A 21,882-nucleotide genomic window follows, 5' to 3' on the forward strand; every position below is an offset into this window, starting at 1 on the left:
TGTGGAAGAAATATGTTTTAGATCACAGTCGGCCGAGCGGGTGGCGCGCGGAGATCCAGAGCCCCGTTCCTCGGGGATCCGCCGGGCGTCGAGAACTCATCGGATCGGCGTGCGCCACCCGGCGTGCAACCGGGAACTTATCAAGTACTCTCGGTTACAGGTAAAAGGTGTGTCTGTCATGATGGCGACGACCCCGGGCACGAGCAGACGAGGAACGCAATGACGCGGCATGTCGACGTACTGATCATCGGAGCCGGTCTGTCCGGTATCGATGTGGCCTGTCACCTGGAGAAGGAGAACACCGGGCGCAGCTACGCGATCCTGGAGCGCCGCACCGCCGTCGGCGGCACCTGGGACCTCTTCCGCTATCCGGGGATCCGTTCCGACTCCGATATGTACTCGTTCGGCTACGGCTTCCGGCCGTGGCGCGGTACCCGCATGCTCGCCGACGGCGCCGGTATCCGCCGCTATATCGCCGAGACCGCCGACGAATACGGTGTGACGCCGAAGATCCGTTTCGGCCGCAAGGTGGTTTCGGCGAGCTGGTCCGGCCCGGACAACCGCTGGACGGTGCGGGTACTCGAGGAGGCGACCGGTGCCGAGGAGATCTGGACCAGTACCTTCCTGGTAGGGGCCACCGGTTACTACGACTACGACAACGGCCACCGGCCGTCGTTCCCCGGCGAGGACGTGTTCACCGGGCGGATCGTGCATCCCCAGCACTGGCCCGAAGACCTGGACTACCGGGACAAGAAGGTGGTCGTGATCGGCAGTGGAGCCACCGCGATCACGCTGGTGCCGTCCATGGTGGGCGAGGCTGCCCATGTGACCATGCTGCAGCGATCGCCCACCTATATCGCCTCGATTCCGGGTGAGGACCCGGTGGCGCTGGGAATGACGAAGGTCGGGTCCCCCGCCGGGCTCACCTATCAGGTCGGGCGCGCCCGCAATATCGCGGTGCAGCAGGCCAGCTACCAGTTGTCGCGGCGGCAGCCCAAGCTGGCCCGGCAGATGTTCCTGAAGTGGGTCCGGCTGGCGGTCGGCCCCGGGGTGGATATGCGTCATTTCACCCCGGAGTACGCGCCCTGGGATCAGCGCCTGTGCGTGGTCCCCGACGGCGACCTGTTCAAGGCCCTGCGCCGCGGCGACGCCTCGGTGGTCACCGACACCATCGAGACCTTCACCGAAACGGGTATCCGGGTCTCCTCGGGTGCGGAGATCGAAGCCGATATCGTCGTCACCGCCACCGGGCTGACGATTCAGATCCTGGGCGGCGTAGCGCTCGAGGTGGACGGTGAACCGGTGGTCACCCGGGACCGGGTCATGTACAAGGGTTCACTGCTCGACGGCGTGCCGAACGCCCTGATGGTGCTCGGGTACACGAATGCCTCCTGGACCCTGAAGGCCGATCTGGCCGCCGAGTACTTCTGCCGGGTGCTGAACCGGATGCGCGACAAGGGATACGCCCGGTTCGTGGTCCGGGCGCAGGATTCCGACCGCTCCGAGGTCTCGGTGATGGGCGGGGCGCTCAGTTCCGGGTATATCCAGCGCGGGGACGCGGTGATGCCGCGGCAGGGGACCGGCGGCCCGTGGAAGGTGGTCAACAGCTACTTCCGCGACCGCTCCTACCTGCGCAAGAGCCCGATCGAGGACGGCATCCTGACCTTCACCGACCGCGCCGGGGCCGAGACCACAAGTTCCGGGGGCCGGGCGCGCGGCGCGGCGAGCCGCCTGCCGCTCATCGGTACCCGGTCCGCTTGAGGCGGTTCGCCGGCCGGGCGCCGGAAGGCTCCGGCCGGGAGAGGGAGACGCCACGCCCCCACTAACCGGGTGGAAGACGAGCCGGTGGGCAGTGGTCCGGGTGGAATCGGGCGCCGGCTGGGTAGTTTGATCTCATGACACAGCGGTTGGTGGTCGTCGGCGGTGACGCGACCGGAATGTCGGCGGCCGCCCAGGCCCGGCGTCACCGGGACGTCTCGGACCTCGAGATCGTGGTGTTCGAACGGGGGCACTTCACCTCGTACTCCGCCTGCGGTATTCCGTACTGGGTGGGCGGGCATGTGCGGGAGCGCGATCACCTCATCGCCCGGACCCCGGAGGAGCACCGGGCGCTTGGTATCGACGTGCGCCTGCGCCACGAAGTCGTCGAACTCGATGTGGCCGGGGGCCGGTTGCGTAGCAGGGAGCTGGCCACCGGCACCGAAACCTGGACCGGCTACGACCACCTGGTCCTGGCCACCGGGGCGCGTCCGATCCGGCCGGCGCTGCCCGGAATCGACGCGCCCGGAGTCCACGGCGTACAGACCCTGGACGACGGCGAGGCGCTCATCGCGGCATTGGCCGCCGGTACCGGCCGCCGGGCGGTGGTGGTCGGGGCCGGATATATCGGGGTCGAGATGGCCGAGGCCCTGATCCGGCGCGGTTACGAGGTCACCATCGTGCACAGCGGCGCCCAGCCGATGTCCACCCTGGACCCGGATATGGGTGTGCTGGTACGCGAGGCCCTGCAGGGTCTGGACGTGAATGTGGTCGGGGACAGCGAGGTCACCGAGATCCGTACCGGGGACGACGGCCGCATCCGGGCGGTGTTCGCCGCCGGTCGCGAACACCCGGCGGATGTGGTGGTTCTCGGGATCGGGGTGGCCCCCGAAACGACGCTGGCCGCCGCGGCCGGGCTACCGATCGGGAACCACGGCGGGCTGCTCACCGATTCGGCCATGCGCGTGACGGGGTACGACAACATCTGGGCCGGCGGAGATTGTGTCGAGGTGCTGGACCTGGTCTCGGGTATGCGCCGGCATATCGCGCTGGGTACGCACGCGAACAAGCACGGCCAGATCATCGGCGCCAATATCGGCGGCGGTTACGCGACCTTCCCCGGTGTCGTCGGCACCGCCGTCAGCAAGGTCTGCGACCTCGAGGTGGCGCGAACGGGCCTGCGGGAGAAAGATGCTCGGGCGGTGGGTCTGCAGTACGTCACCGCGACCATCGAATCCACCAGCCGCGCCGGATATCTACCGGACGCGCCCGTGATGACGGTGAAGATGCTGGCGGAAAGACTCAGCGGCCGACTGCTCGGAGTGCAGATCGTGGGCCGGGAAGGTGCGGGCAAACGGGTCGATATCGCGGCCGTGGCGCTGACCGCGGGAATGACGGTGGCGCAGATGACCACACTCGATCTCGGCTATGCGCCACCTTTCTCGCCGGTATGGGATCCGGTGCTGGTGGCGGCGCGCAAAGCGGTCCGAGCGGTGCGGGAGCGCGGGTGAACTCACTCCTCGGCGTACCGCGTAATATCGTCGATCGTCAATACGGAACGGGTCGATCGAAGGGGGGCGGTGTGCGGACCCGAGGTATCCGGTTCGTCCGGATCGGCGAGCACCGGAAACTACTCATGAATGTGGCGGCCGGATGAACCCTGACGCGAACGCCGGAGGCGCCGACCCGGCGGATATTCTCGACGCGGTGACCGAGCCGGTACCGCGAGTGCGGGAAACATTCGATACCCGGCGCCGTGCCGCCGCCGCGGAAGCGACCGTGCCGCGGCAGTCGCTGGGCTCGGGCGTCCACCGCATCGCCCTGCCGGACGACGAGCTCGCCGAAGTGGTGTGCGTGAACTGCGGGACGCAGAGCCGGGGCCCGCGCTGTCCCACCTGTGAGCACCCACATCGCGTCCAGGACCGGTTCGAGGCCGATCTGGGTGTCGCCGGTCTGGTCACCGATCGCGGAATCCTGCACGCGCGCAACGAGGATGCCGTGGCCGCCGCGGTGGTGCCGGACGAGAACGGGGAGCCGGGCACCATCGTGCTGGTGGTCTGCGACGGAGTCTCCTCCTCGCCGGATCCGCAGGCCGCCTCGGGCACTGCCGTGCGCACCGGGGTCGATGCGTGTGTGGCGGCGCTGGCCGGTGATCGTACGGCCGAGGAGGCGACCGCCGCGGGCATGGCGGCGGCCTCGGAGGCGGTGCGCAATCTGGTCGGCCCCGATGGCGACGCACCGTCGTGCACCTATGTCTCGGCGATCGTGCGCACCGAAACCGGGGGGCGTATCTCGATCACCGTCTCGAATATCGGCGACAGCCGTGCCTACTGGCTGGCGGCCGGCGAGCCCGCGGCCCAGCAACCGGCTCGACCGGGCCATCCGGAGCTGCTGGCCGGGTCGCAGAAGCTCACCCTGGACGATTCGTGGGCGCAGACGCTGGTGGAAGCCGGCGCCATGGACGAGAAAGCCGCCATGGCCGACCCCCGGGCGCACACCCTGATGCGCTGGCTGGGGGCCGACGCCGGTCAGCAGCCGTGGTCAGGGGACAGTATCCGTACCTATTACGTGGATACACCCGGATTGCTCCTGCTGTGCACCGACGGGCTGTGGAACTATCTGCCCGGCGCGGCCGATCTGGCGCGGCGGGTGCTCGGCGTGCCGATCGCCGAGGGCGCGCGGGCGCTCGTAGACTACGCCGTCGTCTGTGGTGGCAGCGATAACATCACAGTCGCGCTGACCCCGATTCCCGCCGCCGGATGATCCGATAGCCGTCCTCGGCAAACCTCGGGCAACGCGGTGAACCGGTCGCTGCGGCGGCGGCCCCGGGTGAGGACGGGGCGGCGGACACGGCGGACATCTCGGTGTCCGCCGTGTTTGCAAGAGTGCGAAGTCGGGTACAAGACGGGAAAGCCGGTGCGGCTACCGAGGCCGTGCCGGGAGAGCACGTACGCACCTACCGCAAGGAGGTTCGTCATGAAGGGTGGCCTGTCCGCCGCTCCCGGAACAACCATGGTCACCACGAATCATGAGGTCATCCGCCAATGGGCTCAGCGGCGTGGTGCGAACCCGGCGACGACACCCGGCAGTCAGTACGACGGCGAGGTGGGCGTTCTGCGCTTGGATTTTCCGCACTACGGCGGTGCGGTACTGCAGCCGGTCAGCTGGGCGGACTGGTTCGCCACCTTCGACGCCCGGAAACTGAACTTCCGGTACCAGGAGATGCGTCCGGACGGCACGCCCAGCAATTTCTTCCGCTTGGAACGCGTCGGCGATATCTGAACGTGAGGCATTTCACTCTGGGGGTTTACCCGGTAGGCCTTCTGGCTATTCGTATAACCGAAAGGTTGCTCGAGTAAGCTGAGTAGCGGGCTGTCGCGTCGGTACGGGGATGCGAAACCCGCGCCGCGGCACGCCACGTGCGTCTGCAAGGGATTGAATATTGAGCGCGAACCTGATGATCGTGGAAGACGGCGAGCGGGTCCGGGGTGCTGTGCGCCCGGCCGTGGAGAACGAGGGCTACGACGTCGCGGTGGCCGAGGAAGCCGAGGACGCGCTCACCTATCTGTGTGCGATCGGCGTTCCGGCCGTGACGATCGCCGACCGCAGACCCGGCGGCAGGGCCGAGCGGGATCTCTCCGGCCCGCGAACCGCGGCGGCCGTCCCCGGTCTCGGTCACCGGCTGGACGCCCAGCGCTAGCTCATGGGCAGCGCGACGAGCGCGACTCGTATCGGACTCGATACGGGTGGCCGGAAGCTGCGCAACCAGGTGGGCGCCGCTGCCGGGGGGCCCGCCGAAGCGGCGACGGCCACCCGTGCTCGCGTCCGCCGGTTACTGCGGCCCTCCGGTGACCTGCGTCACGAACTCCGCACCCCCCTGAGCGCGCCGCCCACTGCTGTGGATCTACTGGACCGGCGTCGCGAGGATGGGTCGCGGCAGGTGCAGCGGGTGGCCGCGGCGGCCGCCGACCCGGGCCCGTTGTTCACCGATTCGCCGGTGTCGCGTGGAGCGGTGACCGCGGGCCGCCGTTGCCCCCATCCCGGCACGGGCCCGTCTCCGGCTGCCGGGGCAGCGGCCGCAGGCCCCGGTGGGGTGGATTGTGAGGAGCGCCGCGCCGAATCGGGCGTTTCGATCTCCGAATTCCGGTTATTCAAGGAAGGGACCATTTAACACGCCTGTAACACGATCGTAATGAGCTCGACCAGTCGCCTCGCAGTTAATTCGTGAGCCTGGGAAAGTACTGCACGCAGACATCGGAGTTGTATGTCTTTACAAACTGAGTCCACGCAGACCGCTGGCACTGCCGGCAACGGCTCGGCCACTTCATCCACCGCGACCGATGCGGAGCCCGCCAGTAGCGGCGTGGTCCTGCGGGCACCGCGGATCACCGACGCCGCGCGACTGTGGCAGATCGCCGACGAGTCGCAAGTTCTGGATGTCAATTCGAGCTACGCCTATCTGCTGTGGTGTCGCGATTTCGCCGCCACATCGGTAGTCGTCGAGAGCGAAAGCCGAGTGGTCGGATTCGTGACCGGCTATGTGAGACCCGAAGCGCCCGGCACCCTGTTCGTCTGGCAGGTCGCCGTGGACGCCGACCAGCGTGGCCGCGGCCTGGGGGTCGCCATGCTGGACTGGCTGGTTTCCACCGTCACCGCGCCCGGTCATCCGGCCGGCGGCGCCGTCGAGGCGCTGGAGACCACCGTTTCCCCCGATAATCCCGCCTCCATCGCCATGTTCGCGTCGCTGGCCCGCCGCCGTGGCGCCGACATGGTGCGCAGCGCGCTGTTCGAGCCGGATATTTTTCCGGACAGCCATGCCGCCGAGGACCTCTACCACATTTCCCCGATCGCCCGTAAAACCGAAAGGGAACACTCATGATTGCCGCCGAAACGACGATCTTCGACGAAATCGAATCGAATGTCCGAGGTTACTGCCGTTCCTGGCCGACGGTCTTCGAGACCGCGCAGGGCGCCTGGCTGCGCGATGAGTCCGGTAAAGATTTTCTCGATTTCTTCGCGGGGGCGGGTGCGCTCAACTACGGACACAACAACCCGGTGCTGAAATCGGCACTGATCGACTACATCGCCGGGGATGGAATCACGCACGGCCTGGATATGTCGACGGTTGCCAAGCGCAAACTACTCGAGACCGTCCGCGACACCCTGCTGGCGCCCCGCGGCCTGGACTACAAGGTGCAGTTTCCCGGACCGACCGGGGCGAACGCGGTCGAGGCCGCCCTCAAACTGGCCCGTAAGGTGACCGGCCGGCAGACCATCATGAGCTTCACCAACGCCTTCCACGGGATGACGCTGGGCGCACTGTCGGTGACCGGTAATGCCATGAAGCGGGCGGGCGCCGGCGTCCCGCTCAACCACGCCACCCCGATGCCGTACGACGGCTACTTCGACGGCGCCACCGCCGATTTCCTGTGGATGGAACGGGTGCTCGACGATTCGTCCTCCGGTATGGACCGCCCGGCGGCCGTCATCGTGGAAACCGTGCAGGGTGAGGGCGGGGTGAACCTGGCGCGCGACGAATGGCTGCGGCATCTGGCCTCGTTGTGCGCCGCCCGTGGCATCCTGCTCATCGTCGACGACGTCCAGATGGGTTGCGGCCGGACCGGCCCGTTCTTCTCCTTCGAATCGGCCGGTATCACCCCCGATATCGTGACGCTGTCCAAGTCTGTCGGTGGTTACGGCCTGCCGATGGCGCTGGTGCTGTTCAAGCCGGAGCACGATGTGTGGTCACCCGGTGAGCACAACGGCACTTTCCGCGGTAACAATCCGTCTTTCACCACCGCGCAGGTAGCGCTCGAGCACTTCTGGTCCGATGATGTACTGGAGAAGTCCACCCTCGCCAAGGGCAAGCGGGTGGCCACGGCGCTCGAGGAGATCGCCGGGGCCGTTCCGGGGGTGTCCACTCGGGGCCGTGGCCTGGTGCACGGGCTGGTCTTCGACGACGCCTCGCAGGCCGGAAAGGTCTGCCAGGTCGCGTTCGAACGTGGCCTGCTGGCCGAGACCTCGGGTGCGTCCGACGAAGTGGTCAAACTGCTCCCGCCGCTGACGATCGCCGACGACGAACTCGACCAGGGCCTGCACATTCTGAGCGACGCCGTCGAAACCATCTGCAGCTGAAAGGAAAAAGACCACCGATGATCGTGCGCACCACCGAGGAGATCACCGGCACCCACCGCGATGTCGGCGCCGAGAACTGGCGGAGCAAGCGGATCGTGCTGGGCGGTGATGGAGTCGGGTTCTCGTTTCACGAGACGACCATCGAAGCCGGCACCTCTCACGTCTTCCACTATCAGAACCATGTGGAAGCGGTCTGGCTGGTCGAGGGTGAGGGCACCCTCCACGACCTGACCAACGACCGCACCTATGACCTCGCCCCGGGCACCATGTACCTGCTCGACGGGCACGAGAAGCACGAGGTGCGGACCCGGACACGGATGCGGATGCTGTGCGTGTTCAATCCTCCTGTCACGGGGCAGGAGGTGCACGACGAGAACGGCGTTTATCCGTTGATCGCCGTTCCGGCCGACTGAGAGGAAGGACGAACGACGTTGGTAGACAATCGGATCGATCGCTATCCGACCAGAACCGCCGAGCGTCTGCCGCTGCAGGAGCGGCACGACGCGACTGTGTGGGGCCGGATCGGCAACGCGGAGCTGGCTGCGTTCGATACCGACGGTTTCGCGATCATGGATCGCTTGCTGACCCCCGAGGAGGTGGCCGAGTACGCCGCCGAGATCGACCGGCTGGCAAGCGATCCGGATCTGCGGGGTGACGACCGGCTCATCGTGGAGAAATCGTCGCAGCAGGTGCGCTCGGTATTCGAGGTGCACAAACTGAGTCCGGCGGTGGCGGAGCTGGTGCGGGAACCTCGGGTCGTGGACCTGGCCCGGCAGGTACTGGGATCGGATGTGTACATCCACCAGAGCCGGGTCAACTATCTGCCCGGATTCGGCACCGGTTTCTATTGGCATTCCGATTTCGAGACCTGGCATGCCGAGGACGGGATGCCAGTGCCTCGGGCGGTGAGCCTGTCCATCGCGTTGACCGACAACTACCCGTACAACGGCAGCCTGATGGTGATGCCGGGGTCGCACCGGACATTCGTGCCCTGCCAGGGTGCGACGCCGGCGGACCACTATCGGGAGTCGTTGCGTGAGCAGGAGATCGGAGTGCCGACCAAGGCCGATATCACCGACCTGGCCCATAAGTACGGGATAACCCAGTTCACCGGTGCGGCCGGTTCGGCGCTGCTGTTCGACTCGAACATCATGCACGCGTCGGGCAACAACATCACGCCGTTCCCGCGGTCGAATATCTTCCTGGTGTTCAACAGTGTCGAGAACACGCTGGAGGAACCGTTCGCCGCGCCGGCCCGGCGGCCGACGTATATCGCCGACCGCGAGTTCACGCCGGTGTAGACGGGACAGTTGCCCAGGGCGACGGGGACGAATCCATTCGGGGTTCGTCCCCGTCGTCGTGTCCGGGTCAGTGGCGCGCGGTGCCCGGGCCGGGATCGCGCGTGTCGTGCAGCCGTCGATAGAGCGTGAGCCACGCGTCCGGCGGCACCAGGCCCACCGGCGCATCGGTCGGTATCGCGGCGGCGGCACACGCGGCGGCCACCACGCGGGCGGGGTGGACGCGACGCAACGAGGCGGCGAGCGACCCGCCGACGCCGGAGAAACCGAGTTCGACCAGGCGCCGGTACTGCGCGTGGGACGCGGCGGGCAGAAGCGGAGTGGGACGCCGCACGATGTGCAGCACCGCGCCGTCCACCCGCGGAATCGGGAAGAACTCCCGGCGGTCGATCCGTTCGCCCAGCGTCAGTTCCGACTCCGGCCAGTGGGTGACGGTCAATTTGGTCCATCGGCCGTAGTCGCCGCTGTGCTTGCGTGCGAATTCGTATTGGGTGAGCAGTGTCGCCGAGGTCAGCCGCGGCGCGGCCAGGCACCAGCGCACGATATCGGTGCTCACCGCGAACGGGATGTTGGCGACCACGGCGAACGGTTCGCGCGGCGCGACGACCGAGCGGAAATCCTGGTTCCGCACCTGGATACGGCGGTCACCGCCGTACCGGATGCCGAGCCGGCGGGCATAGTGCGGATCCTTCTCGTAGGCCACCACTCGGGCCGCGGCGGACAGTAGATGGCGGGTGAGCATACCGTCACCGGGACCGATCTCGAGGACGAGATCGTCGCGGCCGATACCGGAGGCCCGCACGATACGGCGAGCGATCCGGGGGTCGGTGAGAAAATTCTGGGACAGCCGCTTGCGGGTCGCGGACATGCGGGCACGCGGACCCGGGGCAGGGCGGGACATGGGGTCCTCCGAAGAGTGGGCCGAATCGACAGACGCTGATTCGCCCGGACCCATGCCGGGGCAGGAGGTGGCGCGCAATGGCGCCGAACGATCGCGCGGCGCCGGTCCGAGTGAACCGGCGCCGTTTACCGCCGAGCGGTCCCGCGGTGGAGACTGCCCGGATCGGTCAGCGGAGTGTGGGGTGCACCGGCAGAGTCCGAGCTGCCGTGCGCTGCCGGATGTAGTACGCGCCGACCGCGCACACTCCGTTGCTGCCCAAAGATCCCATGGGGCCATACCCTAGGCAGGCCCGGGAGACCGGTCCACCGAATTTCCGGTGGCGCCGGCCGCCGAGCCGGCAGGCTCGTCACCGCGAGAGATCAGACGGTGCCCGCGCGCTGCGGGCACGGTATGTCGTGCCGCCGGTCGGGCAGGGCGCCCAGTTCCGCGAGTCCGGGGTCGACCGGGGTGGCCGGGCCCGCCGCGCCGGCCGTCGCCGCGGCATCCGCACCGGCGCGGAAGCTACGGCTCAGCCGCCGGTAGTGCCGGCTGCCCAGCGCGTAGCCGGTGAAGAGCAGACCGAGCAGACCCAGCAGTACGAAGACCAGTGCCATACCGCGGGCCTCACCGGTGCCGAACCAGCCGCCGATCGAGCGGGCGCCCGGCCCGGCGGTCATGAACGGGATGAAGAAGAACTGGGTCAGTGGGCTGACCAGGAAGGCGGTGAGCGGCGAGGCGGCCTGTTCGACGCTCTGCGCGAAGCCGAAGACCCGGCCCTGGCGCTGATAGGGCACGACCTTCTGCAGCACGGTTTGCTCGGCCGCCTCCGCGAACGGCATGAGCACCATGAACACGGCCATTCCGCCGATCAGCAGCAGGACGGAATCCTGGATCGGGAAGATCAGCATGACCGTCCACAGGGCCAGATTGACGAGCAGGATCAACCGCACCGGGTTCGACGACGTCCCGGTGCGGGCCACCAGCAGACCGCCGATGATCATCACCGCGCTGAGTGCCCCCCAGATGACGCCCCACGCCTGGACCGACATCATCGACAGCGCGTACGGGTCCATCAGGGCCATGAGCCCGCCGAACAGCAGATTGTTCAACGCCGAGAACACGATCAGCGGGACCATACCGGGGATCCCGCGGATGACGCGGACGGTCCCGCGCAGATCGACCCGTTGCGGTTCGCCCGCGGCGGCGGCGTGGGCCAGCGATTCCGGCAGTGTCACACCGCGCAGGTGCACCACCGCGACGGTGAGCACGATGACGGCCAGTATCAGCACGCCCAGCATGCCGTTCCAGCCGACCAGCAGCGCACTGGCCACCGAGGTGACCAGATGGGAGATACCGGTCGTCGTCCCGTCGACATTGGTTCAGGTCAAGGGGTGACCTGCCGGAAGTATCACCACCTCTGACCGCCGCGGCCGCCGAAAATGATCGGTGCCCGTGGAAATGCCCGCTCGCCGTCGTTCACCGGCCCGCGGTCGGTACCGCGAAGGAGTCTGTGGTCTGGGCGGCATTGGCGATGACCTCTTCGGCGACGGCCTGGGTCCGCCACATCCGGGCCTCGGGGACGGCGCCGCGTTGCTCGAGCAGATCGGCGAGGCACGCCATGGACCGGATGTGCCGGCGCCCGGCCGCGACCCGCCACCAGCGTTGCGCGGCATCGAATTCGTCGTGCCGGTAATAGAGTGCGCCCAGATCGTAGGCGGCGCCCAGATGCCCGGCGTCGGCGGCTTCGGCCCACCACCGCGCGGCCTGCTCGTCGTCTCCCGCCGCGCACCGGGCCGCGCCGAGATCGTAGAGCCGGTCCGGGCTGCCGGTGGCGGCTGCGCTGTCGTCGGCCGGAAACGGGGCGAGTGAACCGTCGGCGATGGTATCGGCCGCCGAGGACTCGTCACCGGCGGCCGTCGGTTCGTCCTCCTGGATGCCGTGGGCTGCTCGTGGCGCGGTGAAATAGGCAGCGGGCAGCGGGAATACGGACGGTTCGCCGCCGGTGCGTGGCTCCCGGACCGGTTCCGGGCCGTAATCCGGCAGGTGCTCCCCGCTGATCACCGGGACCAGGCCGGTCTGGTCCGGAGAGTCGGCCCAGCCGTGGGTGGCGGCCGGATCGGCGTTCGTATTGCCCTCGAAGTTCCGCAGATACCACTGTTCGGGGCCGGTGAGCAGCGTCGCCGGACCGGAAAACGTGAGCGCGGGCAGGGGATCGGGGACCGGTTCGTCGAAGAGCGACGAGTAGTCGAAGAATTCGTCGGTGCCGTCCAGGGGCTCGATGAGAATATCGACACCGCCGACGTCCGGAGAGTGCAGGACCAGATCCGCGAGACTGCACGGGTAGCCTTCCGGTTCGCCGCTGTCCGCGACGGGGCGACCGAAGCTCGCGGCGCGATGCCCCGGGACGGCGGGGACCGTGGTCGTACCGACGGTGGCCGGGCGCGGAATCCTTCCCCCGCCGGACGCGTCGCGCGTGGCGGGCACGGATACCGACGGCACGACGCCTGTCCCCCGGGTGAACAGCCGCGGATGCGAATCCAGCGGAGTACTGCGGACCTCGACCACCAGATCCGCGAAATGCGGTGGTCCTTCGCCCATACTGCACCACAGCACGGTGCGGCCGTTATCGGTGCGTTCGACCACGATGCCGTAATTTCCCGACCAGGACTGCGGTTCCCCGGTGGCATCGGCCCAGACCGGGGTCAGCACGAAGAGCGCGCCGGGGGAGTTCGCGGTCAGATCGAAGGTGATCCCCCGCTCCAGGGCGTCGCGCCAGATGTCGACACCGGCCAGCCGGCGACCGTCGATATCGATGTACCCGTCCACCATGGACAGGCCGATGCCGACGCCGGTCAGTCCGGCGGGCGGCGTGGCCGACAGCAGGGTGACCGTGAGTGCCGCTGTCGCGGTGGACAACTGCTCGCTGTAGAGCGGGTGGACCGTCGTGCCCTCCCAGTCGATCGGTTCGGCGCTGCGATAGCGGAACGCCAGGGCCGGATCGTCGGTGAGTGGGTCCGTCGGGGCCCCTGTGGCGGTCGGCGTGTCGAGCGTGTCGCCCGTCAGCAACGGTGTGGCATCGAGGCGCACCCGGCGCAGATACCTCGGTAGTTGTCCGGCACGCGGTGCCGAAGCGGGCATATCAGCCTGCGATGGAACAACTCCGGTCGACGACGATACCGGATCGAACATATCCTGCCCCGCCTTTCCCACCGCTCCCGTTGACCCCGCAGCAATGCGGTGGCTATACCGTACTAGCCGGATCCCTCGCGCGGGGGCCGATTCGGTGGGCGACAACACGTTCGCCTGCCCGATGGCGAGTTCCGGCGTTCGGTACGGGCCGTCGACCGGCGTGGAGGGCGGCGGAACGGCCCGGAGGTGGCGGTCGTCATGTGGACCGGTGGCTCCGGGTGGTGTGAGAGAACATGTCCCTGGCCCGGTAGCGACGACACCCGATTTATGTGTAACCGTCGGTTACACATAAATCGAGGAATACTCGATCGGGAGGAATTGAGGCCGGGAACCGGCGAACACCGACACTTTACACCAGGCGAAGCTCCGTGTCGTCCTATCGTCCGTCCGGGGCCCGCCGCGCGACAGGTCCGGCAACGCTCGTCCGATGGTCACCGCGTCGTCATCCGGGCGCCACGGGGTGGTCAGCCGGATGCGGGATCCATAAAACATGGACACCACACGCAGGCGCTTCCTCGCCGGGGGCGCCGCGGCGTCCTTGCTGCTCGCCGGAACGACGGCGGCGGGCAGCGCTCGGTTCCGGGCGCCCCGGGACCTGGGTGATCCGTTCACGCTGGGGGTCGCCTCCGGTGATCCCACCCCCGACGGGGTGGTCCTGTGGACACGGCTGGCTCCCGACCCCGGCGCCCCGGATGGGTCGGGCGGGATGAGCCGCGCGCCGGTAACCGTCGATTACGAGGTCGCCCACGACGACCGGTTCCGGCAGGTCGTGCACCGCGGTGCCGTCGTCGCCGACCGCGCCCTGGGACATTCGGTGCATCCGGAGGTCCGCGGCCTCGAACCGGCCCGCTGGTACTACTACCGCTTCCGGGCCGGGCCGGTGATCTCCCCGATCGGCCGCACCCGGACCGCGCCCGCCTCCGGGCATCCGGTCCACCGGTTGCGCTTCGCGTTCGCCTCCTGCCAGGCATGGAACGACGGGCACTACACAGCCTACGACCATATGGCCGCGGAAGACCTGGATCTCGTCGTGCACCTCGGTGATTACCTCTACGAGTATGCGATCACACGTGGCCGCCCGGGCGCCCCGATCGAACCCGGGCTGCGCCACGAGCCACGCGACCTCGCCGGCTATCGAATGCACTACGCCTGGTACAAAGCCGATCCCGCGCTGCGGCGCGCGCACGCCGCGTTCCCGTGGCTGATCACCATGGACGATCACGAACTGGCCGACGACTGGGCGGGCGAGGCGGCACGCGTATCGGTGGATCGCGATCGGCTGGCGCCGATCTTCCGGGCCCGCCGGTCAGCGGCGTTCCAGGCGATGTACGAACATCAGCCGCTGCGCCTGGCGCAGATGCCTTCCGGTCCGCGGATCCGGATTCACCGGCGCTACCGATTCGGCGATCTGGCCGAGTTCACGATGCTGGACACCCGCCAGTTCCGCCGCGGTGACTCGATACTCGGAGCGCGCCAACGGAATTGGTTGGTGGCCGGTTTGGCGAACTCCGCCGCGCGCTGGCAGGTCCTGGGTAATCAGGTGGTGCTCGGTCGCACCGATCACGAGGCCGGGCCGGCCGCGGTGCTGTCCGCCGACGCCTGGGACGGCTATCCCGCCGAACGTGCCGCCGTACTGGCCGCCGCCGCGCGGTCGGTGCGCAACCTGGTGGTGATCACCGGAGACCGGCACGAGAACTACGCCGCCGACCTACGGGCCGACCCCGCCGACCCACGCACCCCGGTGGTGGCGGCGGAATTCACCGGGACCTCGATCACCAGCGGCGGCGACGGTATCGATATCGGCGGCCGCGGCACCGAACTGCTCGCCGCCAACCCCGATCTGAAGTTCTGCAACGGGCAGCGCGGTTACGCCCGGGTCGAGGTGGACGCGCAGGCGTGGCGCACCGATTTCCGGGTGCTGCCCTATGTGAGCCGTCCGGGTGCGCCGATCTCGACCCGCGCCTCCTATGTGGTCGAGGACGCGGTGCCGGGGGTGCGTCCGACCTGGGATCACCGACCGCTGTCCAGGCCGGCGGCGCGGCGGGGGCCGGCCGGCTCAGCGGCCGGCGGGCAGCCGGAGGACGCGCGATGACCAGCGGCCACCGGGTCAGCAGACGGTCATGCCCGGGGCAGGCGGGAAGGTGACCGGGAGGGCGGTGAGCGCACGCTGAAACGGTCCCGGCCGCCAGACCGGTTCGTCCGGGCCGAATGCCGGGCGTAGGTCCGGCAGAGCGTCCAGCAACTGGTCGACGGCCTCTTCGGCGAGCAGGTAGGTGAGGGACCGGGCCTGCGCCGGGCAGGCGTGCGCGCCGGCGCCCCAGGCCAGATCCGTGCCATGAGCCGAATGATGGGCGGCCGTGCGTTCGGGATCGTCGTGGCAGGCCGCCGGACTGACGAGCACCGGCTGATCGGCGGGCAGCCACACATCCTCGATCAGCACCGGAAGCGGGGGATAGACGATGCTGTGATGTGCCAGCGGCGGGTCGGTCGCCAGCACCTCCTCCAGCGCCGCCCGGGTCGGCGGTGCGAACCCCACCTGGTTGGTGGTGAACCGCGGGTCGAGAAGTATCAGCAGCAGCGTATTGGCGATGAGATCCCGGGTCGGCTCGACCCCCGCCTGATAGACGGCGAGCAACTGGTCGACCAGTTCGGCGTCCGACAGTTGTGCCGGATGCTCGAGGAGGCGGGTCGTGATGTCGTCACCGGGTTCGGCGCGTTTGGCCGCGACGAGTTCGGCGAGGGCGGCCTCGGTTTCGGCCGCGGCATCCTCGTCGGTACGCATATCGAATACGGCGGTGAGCGCCGGCGTCAGCCGGTCGGCGAGAGCGGGCGGGCAACCGACCGATTCGCCGAGCACCCGGAACACCAGCGGTGTGACGTACCGGTCGAGGAGATCGGCGCTGCCGTCGGCGCAGAACTCGTTGATCAGGCCGACCGCTGCGCGCGCGATCATCGCGCGCAGCGCGTGCGGATCGACACCGGCGAGTGCGTCGACCGTCACCGAACGATAGCGCTCGTGCTCGGTATCGTCGGTGCGCAGCGTATTCGGGCGATGGCGCATCATCGCGACGATGGGCAGGCCGGCGGGTACCTTCTGCTGCCAGGCGCGCGGATCGGCCGGGAAATGAGTGGGATCGGTGAGGATGCGCAGGGCGGTGCGATAGCCGAGGACCAGGGTGGCGGGCACCCCGGGCGCGAGGTCCACCGGAGCCAGCGATCCGTACCGGGCGCGCATCCGCCGGTAGCAACCGTGTGGATCGGCGGCGAACTCGGCGGTGTAGATGGGGATCCGGGACTCGCTGGTCTCGGTGGCGGCATGCCTACCGCCTCTGTGCGCCGGCTGCAACCGGGTCGGCCCTGTCATTAGAGGTACCCCCTGAGGTCGTGCGCCCGATATCCGGGCGCGACTGTAGATCGGCCGTAGCGGGTTCCCCTGCTCGAAAGCGCTCGGCCGGTGCGCCTTTCGCGTCTGGCGAGAGATGATACCCAGGCCGTCGCGGAAGTTGTATGCGAACCGCCCAGCGTTTCGGCCTCGTCTGCCCGGTCCTGCCGCGGGGGCGCCGGCGATCAGTTCTCCCTCGCGTCCGGTGTGTGGCGCGGCTCAGAGACCGCGGGCGGCCGGCCGGGGAGTGGCCCGGAGTTCGAGGGCGACCAGCAGGTCCACCAGATCGGTGACACTGCGGATATTGCGGCCGGTGAGTTGCTGGATGCGCCGCAGCCGGTATTTGGCGGTGTTGTGGTGGATGCGCAGGGCCTCGGCCGCCTCGCGCAGGTTCATATCGGCGTCGGCGAACGCGCGGATGGTGTCCGCGAGGACCGCGCCCTTGGCCTGATCCTCGGTGAGCGTCCGAGTGATCCGTGGATCGACCAGATTGCGTGCGGTCTCGTCGGAGCGCAGCATCAGGTACCGGAACGGGCTCAGCTCCGGTAGTGCCATCACTCCGCCGTCGTCCGGGAGCAGGTCGAGCGCGGCGCGGGCCTCCTGCCGGGCGCGGGGCAGGTACTCGACCCTGGAGCTGACGGTGCTGACGCCGACGGCGGTCGTGATCCCCTCACCGGCAAGGGTCGCGTGGGTGCGTTTCAGCCGGGCGCACAGCTCCTCGGCGGTCCCGGTGGGGCCGAGGGCGGCGACGGCGACGATCTCGGGGTCGCGCGTGCCGGCGTCGCGGACCACCGCCAGCGTGCGGTGTCCGTTGACCGCGGTACGGGCGAGTGCGGTGGAGACGCGGTGCGCGGCCTCGGTGCCGGTGGTGTCGGCACGGTGTTCCCGGATAGCGCACACCGCCGCGGTGACGACGACGAGGCGGTCGGGGTGGGCCACCCCGATCCCGTGCGCGGCCGCGGTGGCCGGAAGTGGCCCGCGATCGGGCAGCGTGCCGCCGAGCAGGCATTCCAGTAGTTCGCGGCCGTCGCGGCCCGCGTCGGCCGAGCGGTGCTGCTGGAACTCCAGATACGCCTGGGTGGCGTGGGTGCTCACCAGATCGCAGTACCGGGTCAGCGGCAGGACCATCGACAGGGTCGCCTCCCGGGCGTCCGGTGAGTTGCCGGCGTGGGCGACCAGCGACTTCCAGAACGCCTGCTGGCCGAGGCGGAACGCGGCGATGTAGTCGGTCAGCGGTAATCCGGACCGGGCCCGGCGCACGGCCGCGCGCCGGGTGGCGGCGAGATCGGCGGCGGTGACGCGGCGGGTGTCCAGCAGCGCGCCCAGCCCGGTACGGCACAGCCGGGCGACCTGCTCGTGCACATCGGCGTGGAATTCGGCGTCGCGGCCGGTATATCCGGGGAGGTGCGCGAGTATCGCGGAGAGGCCCAGGTCGGCGATTTCGTCGGCGTGTTCGTAGATACCGCCGGCGATCCGGGTGCGCTCGATGCGCACCCGCTCGGGAAGTGGGCTGTCGACCGTCTGTGATCCAGCTGACATAGAGGGATGGTCCACGGCCGCGCGACGAAAGTCAACACGAGTGGGTGTTTGTATCAAATTATGCCCAGGCCGTTTGTCCCCGGTGGACAACTCCGCCGTCGATAATTGGGACGCGGAGGCTGATGTGTTTCATTCTGGCCACTCTTACGCTGGCCTGACCCATAGCCGGTCCGACGGACTGTGCTCTGTCACACAGGATTTCGCTCACGCTCACATCATCCGGAGGAACTGTGCTCGACATATCCGGCCTCACCGTCCGATTCGGCGGTATCACAGCCCTCGACGATGTCGGATTCGCCGTGGACACCGGGGCGATGCTCGGCCTCATCGGCCCCAACGGCGCCGGGAAGACCACCCTGTTCAACTGCCTGACCAGACGTTGCGCCCCCACCTCCGGAACCGTGAGCTATCGGGGCACCGATCTGCGGACCGTGCGCCCCGACCTCCTGGCCGGGCTCGGCATCGCCCGCACCTTCCAGAACCTGGGGCTGTTCACCCGTATGTCCGTGCGGGACAACGTGCTCGTCGGTGCGCATCACCGTGCCCGCGCGGGTTTCCTCGGCGCCGGACTCTTCCTCCCGGCCGTCCGATCCGAGGAACGCCGACTACGTGCCCAGGTGGACGGTCTGCTCGAACGCCTCGAGCTGCGCGAGGTCGCCGACCATCCCGCGGCCGGACTGCCCTTCGGCACGCTCAAACGCATCGAACTGGCCCGGGCGCTGGCCGCCGGACCCCGCCTGCTGCTGCTCGACGAACCCGTCAACGGGCTGAGCCACGGGGAGGTCGGCGCGTTCGCCGAGCTGCTCGCCGGCCTGCGCGTCGATTTCGATCTCACCGTGCTCGTGGTCGAACACCATATGGGATTCGTGATGGGGCTCTGTGAGCGCGTCGTCTGCCTGGATTTCGGCCGGGTCATCGCCGACGGCGCGCCGGCGGCGGTCCAGCGCGACCCCGCCGTCGTCGCGGCCTACCTGGGGACGGCCGCATGAACGCCGAACCCCTGCTCACGGTCACCGATCTCACCGCGGGGTACGGCGCGGCCCGGGTACTGCACGGAATCGGGCTGTCGGTCGCCGAGGGGGAGGTGTGTGCCGTACTCGGGCCCAACGGCGCCGGGAAGACGACCCTGCTCCGTGCGCTCAGTGGAATGATCGCGGTCCGCGGATCGGTGACCCTGGCGGGTACCGAGGTCGCGGGCCGGGCGCCGGAGAAACTGGCGCGGATGGGGGTCGCGCATGTCCCGGAAGGGCGCGGCACCTTCGCCCCGCTCACCGTGGCGGAAAACCTGCGCCTGGGCGGCTACGCCCGGCGCGGCCGCGCCGGTATCGAAGCCGATCTGGACCGGGTCCTCGGCTACTTCCCGGTCCTGCGCGAGAGGTTGCGTGATACAGCGGGTCAGCTGTCCGGTGGCCAGCAGCAGATGCTCGCCCTCGCCCGCGCCCTCCTGTCCAGACCCCGGCTGCTGCTCCTGGACGAACCCTCGCTGGGCCTCGCGCCGCTGGTGACCCAGGAGCTCTTCCGCATCGTGGGGGATATCAACGCGGCGGAACACACCACCGTGATCGTGGTCGAGCAGAACGCCGCGCTGGCCCTGCGTACCGCGCACCGGGCGTGTGTCCTGGAGAGCGGGCGGATCGTGCTGGCCGGCAGCGCCGCCGAGATCGCGGCGAACGACCAGGTCGCACAGTCCTACCTGGGATATCGGGTGGGGCCGTGACCGGATTCGCGCAACAGATCGTCGAAGGACTCAGCGCCGGCGCCCTCTACGCCGGAATGGCGCTGGCGCTCGTCCTCATCTACCGGTTCACCGGCATCGTCAACTTCGCGCAGGGCGAACTGGCCATGTTCTCGGCATTCCTGGCCTGGCAGCTGGTCGAGAGCGGGATGCCGTTCTGGGCGGCGCTGCCCATCACCGTCGCCGTATCCTTCGCCGGCGGCATGCTCATCGAGCGGATCGTCATCCGGCCGGTCGAGGGGGCCCCGGAACTCACCCTCGTGATCGTCACCGTCGGACTGTTCTTCTTCGTGAACGCGGCCGCGGGCTGGATCTGGTCGTATCAGCTGAAATCCTTTCCCAACCCGTTCCCGGACGGTTCGCTGCGGCTGGGCGGTATCACCGCCGGCTACGGCAGCCTCGGCGTTCTGGTTGTGGTTTCGGCGGTGATGACACTGCTGTACCTGCTGTTCCGGTGCACCCGGACCGGCCTGGCGATGCGGGCGGTGGCCGCGAACCCGCAATCGGCGCGGCTGGTGGGTATCGGGGTCGGCACCGTACTTGCGCTCGGCTGGGGGCTGGCCGCCGCCGTCGGCGCGGTCTCGGGCGTGCTCTCGGCGCCACTGCTGTTCCTGGAACCCAACATGATGGGCGGGGTCCTCATCTATGCCTTCGCGGCGGCCACCCTCGGTGGATTCGACAGTCCCGGCGGGGCGGTGGCCGGCGGACTGATCGTCGGTGTCGCGGAGACCCTGGCCGGCGCCTATCTCGACGTGATCGGCACCGAACTGAAGATCGGCGTCCCGCTGGTGATCATCCTCGGCGTGCTGCTGCTGCGGCCGCAGGGGCTGTTCGGCACCGCGACGGTGGAAAGGGTATGAGCGATATGGGATCTCGTCACTCCACCCTGGGAGCGGATCGGGTGGCTCCGGCCCCGGAGCGGGCAGCGCCGCGCGTCCGGGCGGGTCGGATCGGCGCGTCCTGGCCCGCCGCGGCGGTTCTGCTGGCGGCCGCCTGCTGGGCGCCGTTCGAACTGGCCCCGTTCCATACCTTCCAACTGTCGGTGGCCATGGTCTACGCGGTCGCGCTGCTCGGGCTGAACCTGCTGGTGGGGCATACCGGGCAGATATCACTGGGCCACGGCGCGTTCTTCGCGGTCGGCGCCTACACCGCGGCGGTCCTGATGGACCGCTGGGACGTTCCGTACGCGGTGACCCTGCCGGCCGCGGCGGCGGTGTCCTTCGTCCTCGGCCTCGCGCTCGGTGTTCCGGCGCTGCGGTTGCGCGGACTGTACCTCGCCCTCGTCACGCTGGCGATCGCGATCTTCCTGGTTCCGCTGCTCAAACGGTTCGAATCGGTGACCGGCGGGTCCATGGGGCTGACCCTGGACACACCGCGGCCGCCGGCCTGGAGCGGCCTGGCCGAGGACCAGTGGCTGTACTTCCTGGCGCTCGCGGTCACCGTGGTGAGCTACCTGCTCGTCGCCGGTCTGCTGCGATCCCGGGTGGGCCGGGCGTTGCACGCGGTACGGGACAACGAGATCGCCGCCGAGGTGATGGGGGTACGGCCGGCGTTCTACAAGACCCTGGCCTTCGCCTGGGGCGCGATGTTCGCCGGCGTCGCCGGCTGTGTCCACATCTGGGTGATCGGTTATGTGTCACCGGATTCGTTCACCCTCACCCTCTCCATCACGCTGCTCGCGGGGCTCGTCGTCGGCGGGCTCGGCGGGTACTGGGGGCCGCTGCTGGGCGGCCTGTTCGTCATGTACGTCCCGAATGTCGCCCAGGACGTCAATCAGGCCGCGCCGGGAGTGGTCTTCGGACTGCTGATCATCGCGGTCATGTACATCGCGCCGAATGGAGCGGCCGGACTCGTCGGCCGGGCGGCGCACTGGCTCGGACACCGAGCGGGGAACGGACTCTCAATGACCGTGTCAAGCCGCAGAGGCCACCTGTACCGGGGTGTCGAAGCTGAATTCGCGGCCGTC

20 protein-coding genes are annotated in these 21,882 nt (G+C 68.8%); 15 read left to right on the forward strand and 5 right to left on the reverse strand.

The annotated features are described in order from the left end of the window. The first annotated feature begins 219 nt into the window (after positions 1 to 219). The 10 genes from NF4_RS35090 to thpD all read left to right on the forward strand — a co-directional run bounded on the left by NF4_RS35090 (position 220) and on the right by thpD (position 9,194). Positions 220 to 1,761, forward strand: coding sequence for a flavin-containing monooxygenase (locus NF4_RS35090; protein WP_063131694.1), 1,542 nt, complete (start codon positions 220 to 222; stop codon positions 1,759 to 1,761). Between the two features lie 134 nt (positions 1,762 to 1,895). Continuing rightward, entirely contained in the window at positions 1,896 to 3,269 is a 1,374-nt protein-coding gene (locus tag NF4_RS35095) for an FAD-dependent oxidoreductase (RefSeq protein WP_063131695.1), read from the forward strand. 142 nt (positions 3,270 to 3,411) lie between these two features. After that, positions 3,412 to 4,521 (forward strand): PP2C family protein-serine/threonine phosphatase, encoded by a 1,110-nt coding sequence (locus NF4_RS35100; protein ID WP_063131696.1) that lies wholly within the window; start codon positions 3,412 to 3,414, stop codon positions 4,519 to 4,521. 213 nt (positions 4,522 to 4,734) lie between these two features. Next, positions 4,735 to 5,040 carry a hypothetical protein gene (locus NF4_RS35105; RefSeq protein ID WP_084533823.1) on the forward strand — a complete coding sequence of 102 codons (306 nt, stop codon included), beginning with the start codon at positions 4,735 to 4,737 and terminating at the stop codon, positions 5,038 to 5,040. Positions 5,041 to 5,200: 160 nt separating this feature from the next. Beyond that, positions 5,201 to 5,458, forward strand: a complete 258-nt coding sequence (locus NF4_RS38935) for a response regulator transcription factor (RefSeq protein ID WP_198165595.1) — start codon at positions 5,201 to 5,203, stop codon at positions 5,456 to 5,458. Positions 5,459 to 5,461: 3 nt separating this feature from the next. Next, positions 5,462 to 5,929, forward strand: coding sequence for a hypothetical protein (locus NF4_RS35115; RefSeq protein ID WP_063131699.1), 468 nt, complete (start codon positions 5,462 to 5,464; stop codon positions 5,927 to 5,929). A gap of 93 nt (positions 5,930 to 6,022) precedes the next feature. Further along, positions 6,023 to 6,637 (forward strand): diaminobutyrate acetyltransferase, encoded by a 615-nt coding sequence (gene ectA / locus NF4_RS35120; protein ID WP_063131700.1) that lies wholly within the window; start codon positions 6,023 to 6,025, stop codon positions 6,635 to 6,637. Beyond that, positions 6,634 to 7,893, forward strand: coding sequence for a diaminobutyrate--2-oxoglutarate transaminase (gene ectB / locus NF4_RS35125; protein WP_063131701.1), 1,260 nt, complete (start codon positions 6,634 to 6,636; stop codon positions 7,891 to 7,893). The genes ectA and ectB overlap by 4 nt, the downstream gene beginning before the upstream one ends. Before the next feature lie 17 nt (positions 7,894 to 7,910). Then, a complete protein-coding gene (locus NF4_RS35130) occupies positions 7,911 to 8,306 on the forward strand; it encodes an ectoine synthase (protein ID WP_063058599.1) in 396 nt (131 codons plus the stop codon). 18 nt (positions 8,307 to 8,324) lie between these two features. Continuing rightward, entirely contained in the window at positions 8,325 to 9,194 is an 870-nt protein-coding gene (gene thpD / locus NF4_RS35135) for an ectoine hydroxylase (protein WP_063131702.1), read from the forward strand. Positions 9,195 to 9,261: 67 nt separating this feature from the next. Here thpD and erm read toward each other — a convergent pair whose 3' ends face one another. From erm to NF4_RS35150, 3 genes are all read right to left on the reverse strand, one after another. Continuing rightward, the gene (erm, locus tag NF4_RS35140) at positions 9,262 to 10,092 is read right to left on the reverse strand and encodes a 23S ribosomal RNA methyltransferase Erm (protein ID WP_063131703.1); all 831 of its coding nucleotides are present in this window, start codon (positions 10,090 to 10,092) and stop codon (positions 9,262 to 9,264) included. A 359-nt stretch (positions 10,093 to 10,451) separates the two neighbouring features. After that, entirely contained in the window at positions 10,452 to 11,423 is a 972-nt protein-coding gene (locus NF4_RS35145) for an MFS transporter (RefSeq protein WP_269749678.1), read from the reverse strand. 124 nt (positions 11,424 to 11,547) lie between these two features. Beyond that, positions 11,548 to 13,209, reverse strand: coding sequence for a tetratricopeptide repeat protein (locus tag NF4_RS35150; protein ID WP_157120771.1), 1,662 nt, complete (start codon positions 13,207 to 13,209; stop codon positions 11,548 to 11,550). A 541-nt stretch (positions 13,210 to 13,750) separates the two neighbouring features. On the opposite strand from NF4_RS35150, the gene NF4_RS35155 reads away from it, so the two are divergent. Further along, positions 13,751 to 15,352: an alkaline phosphatase D family protein gene (locus NF4_RS35155; protein WP_063814806.1), complete on the forward strand. Its 1,602-nt coding sequence runs from the start codon at positions 13,751 to 13,753 to the stop codon at positions 15,350 to 15,352. A 15-nt stretch (positions 15,353 to 15,367) separates the two neighbouring features. Here the strand turns inward: NF4_RS35155 and NF4_RS35160 are convergent, their stop codons facing one another. Continuing rightward, positions 15,368 to 16,624, reverse strand: a complete 1,257-nt coding sequence (locus NF4_RS35160) for a cytochrome P450 family protein (protein ID WP_063131705.1) — start codon at positions 16,622 to 16,624, stop codon at positions 15,368 to 15,370. A gap of 237 nt (positions 16,625 to 16,861) precedes the next feature. Continuing rightward, positions 16,862 to 18,181 (reverse strand): PucR family transcriptional regulator, encoded by a 1,320-nt coding sequence (locus NF4_RS35165; protein ID WP_063131706.1) that lies wholly within the window; start codon positions 18,179 to 18,181, stop codon positions 16,862 to 16,864. 230 nt (positions 18,182 to 18,411) lie between these two features. Here NF4_RS35165 and NF4_RS35170 point away from each other — a divergent pair, with 230 nt between their 5' ends. The 4 genes from NF4_RS35170 to NF4_RS35185 all read left to right on the forward strand — a co-directional run. Then, positions 18,412 to 19,170 carry an ABC transporter ATP-binding protein gene (locus NF4_RS35170; protein WP_084533824.1) on the forward strand — a complete coding sequence of 253 codons (759 nt, stop codon included), beginning with the start codon at positions 18,412 to 18,414 and terminating at the stop codon, positions 19,168 to 19,170. After that, complete coding sequence (locus NF4_RS35175) at positions 19,167 to 19,898, forward strand: ABC transporter ATP-binding protein (RefSeq protein WP_063131708.1); 732 nt, start codon at positions 19,167 to 19,169, stop codon at positions 19,896 to 19,898. Before NF4_RS35170 ends, NF4_RS35175 begins: the two co-directional genes overlap by 4 nt. Beyond that, positions 19,895 to 20,776 carry a branched-chain amino acid ABC transporter permease gene (locus tag NF4_RS35180; protein ID WP_084533825.1) on the forward strand — a complete coding sequence of 294 codons (882 nt, stop codon included), beginning with the start codon at positions 19,895 to 19,897 and terminating at the stop codon, positions 20,774 to 20,776. The genes NF4_RS35175 and NF4_RS35180 overlap by 4 nt, the downstream gene beginning before the upstream one ends. Then, positions 20,773 to 21,882: branched-chain amino acid ABC transporter permease (locus NF4_RS35185; protein WP_232330798.1), on the forward strand; the 1,110-nt coding region annotated here is incomplete at its 3' end. The genes NF4_RS35180 and NF4_RS35185, both read left to right, overlap by 4 nt.

Origin of the sequence: Nocardia fusca NBRC 14340, assembly GCF_001618425.1 — a bacterium.
GTDB lineage: Bacteria > Actinomycetota > Actinomycetes > Mycobacteriales > Mycobacteriaceae > Nocardia > Nocardia fusca.

Bases quoted from the DNA above. Each gene is read 5' to 3' on its own strand.
- NF4_RS35090 (WP_063131694.1), top strand. From the start codon at position 220: ATGACGCGGCATGTCGACGTACTGATCATCGGAGCCGGTCTGTCCGGT.
- NF4_RS35095 (WP_063131695.1), top strand. From the start codon at position 1,896: ATGACACAGCGGTTGGTGGTCGTCGGCGGTGACGCGACCGGAATGTCG.
- NF4_RS35100 (WP_063131696.1), top strand. From the start codon at position 3,412: ATGAACCCTGACGCGAACGCCGGAGGCGCCGACCCGGCGGATATTCTC.
- NF4_RS35105 (WP_084533823.1), top strand. From the start codon at position 4,735: ATGAAGGGTGGCCTGTCCGCCGCTCCCGGAACAACCATGGTCACCACG.
- NF4_RS35115 (WP_063131699.1), top strand. From the start codon at position 5,462: ATGGGCAGCGCGACGAGCGCGACTCGTATCGGACTCGATACGGGTGGC.
- ectA (WP_063131700.1), top strand. From the start codon at position 6,023: ATGTCTTTACAAACTGAGTCCACGCAGACCGCTGGCACTGCCGGCAAC.
- ectB (WP_063131701.1), top strand. From the start codon at position 6,634: ATGATTGCCGCCGAAACGACGATCTTCGACGAAATCGAATCGAATGTC.
- NF4_RS35130 (WP_063058599.1), top strand. From the start codon at position 7,911: ATGATCGTGCGCACCACCGAGGAGATCACCGGCACCCACCGCGATGTC.
- erm (WP_063131703.1), bottom strand. From the start codon at position 10,092: ATGTCCCGCCCTGCCCCGGGTCCGCGTGCCCGCATGTCCGCGACCCGC.
- NF4_RS35150 (WP_157120771.1), bottom strand. From the start codon at position 13,209: ATGCCCGCTTCGGCACCGCGTGCCGGACAACTACCGAGGTATCTGCGC.
- NF4_RS35155 (WP_063814806.1), top strand. From the start codon at position 13,751: ATGGACACCACACGCAGGCGCTTCCTCGCCGGGGGCGCCGCGGCGTCC.
- NF4_RS35160 (WP_063131705.1), bottom strand. From the start codon at position 16,624: ATGACAGGGCCGACCCGGTTGCAGCCGGCGCACAGAGGCGGTAGGCAT.
- NF4_RS35165 (WP_063131706.1), bottom strand. From the start codon at position 18,181: ATGTCAGCTGGATCACAGACGGTCGACAGCCCACTTCCCGAGCGGGTG.
- NF4_RS35175 (WP_063131708.1), top strand. From the start codon at position 19,167: ATGAACGCCGAACCCCTGCTCACGGTCACCGATCTCACCGCGGGGTAC.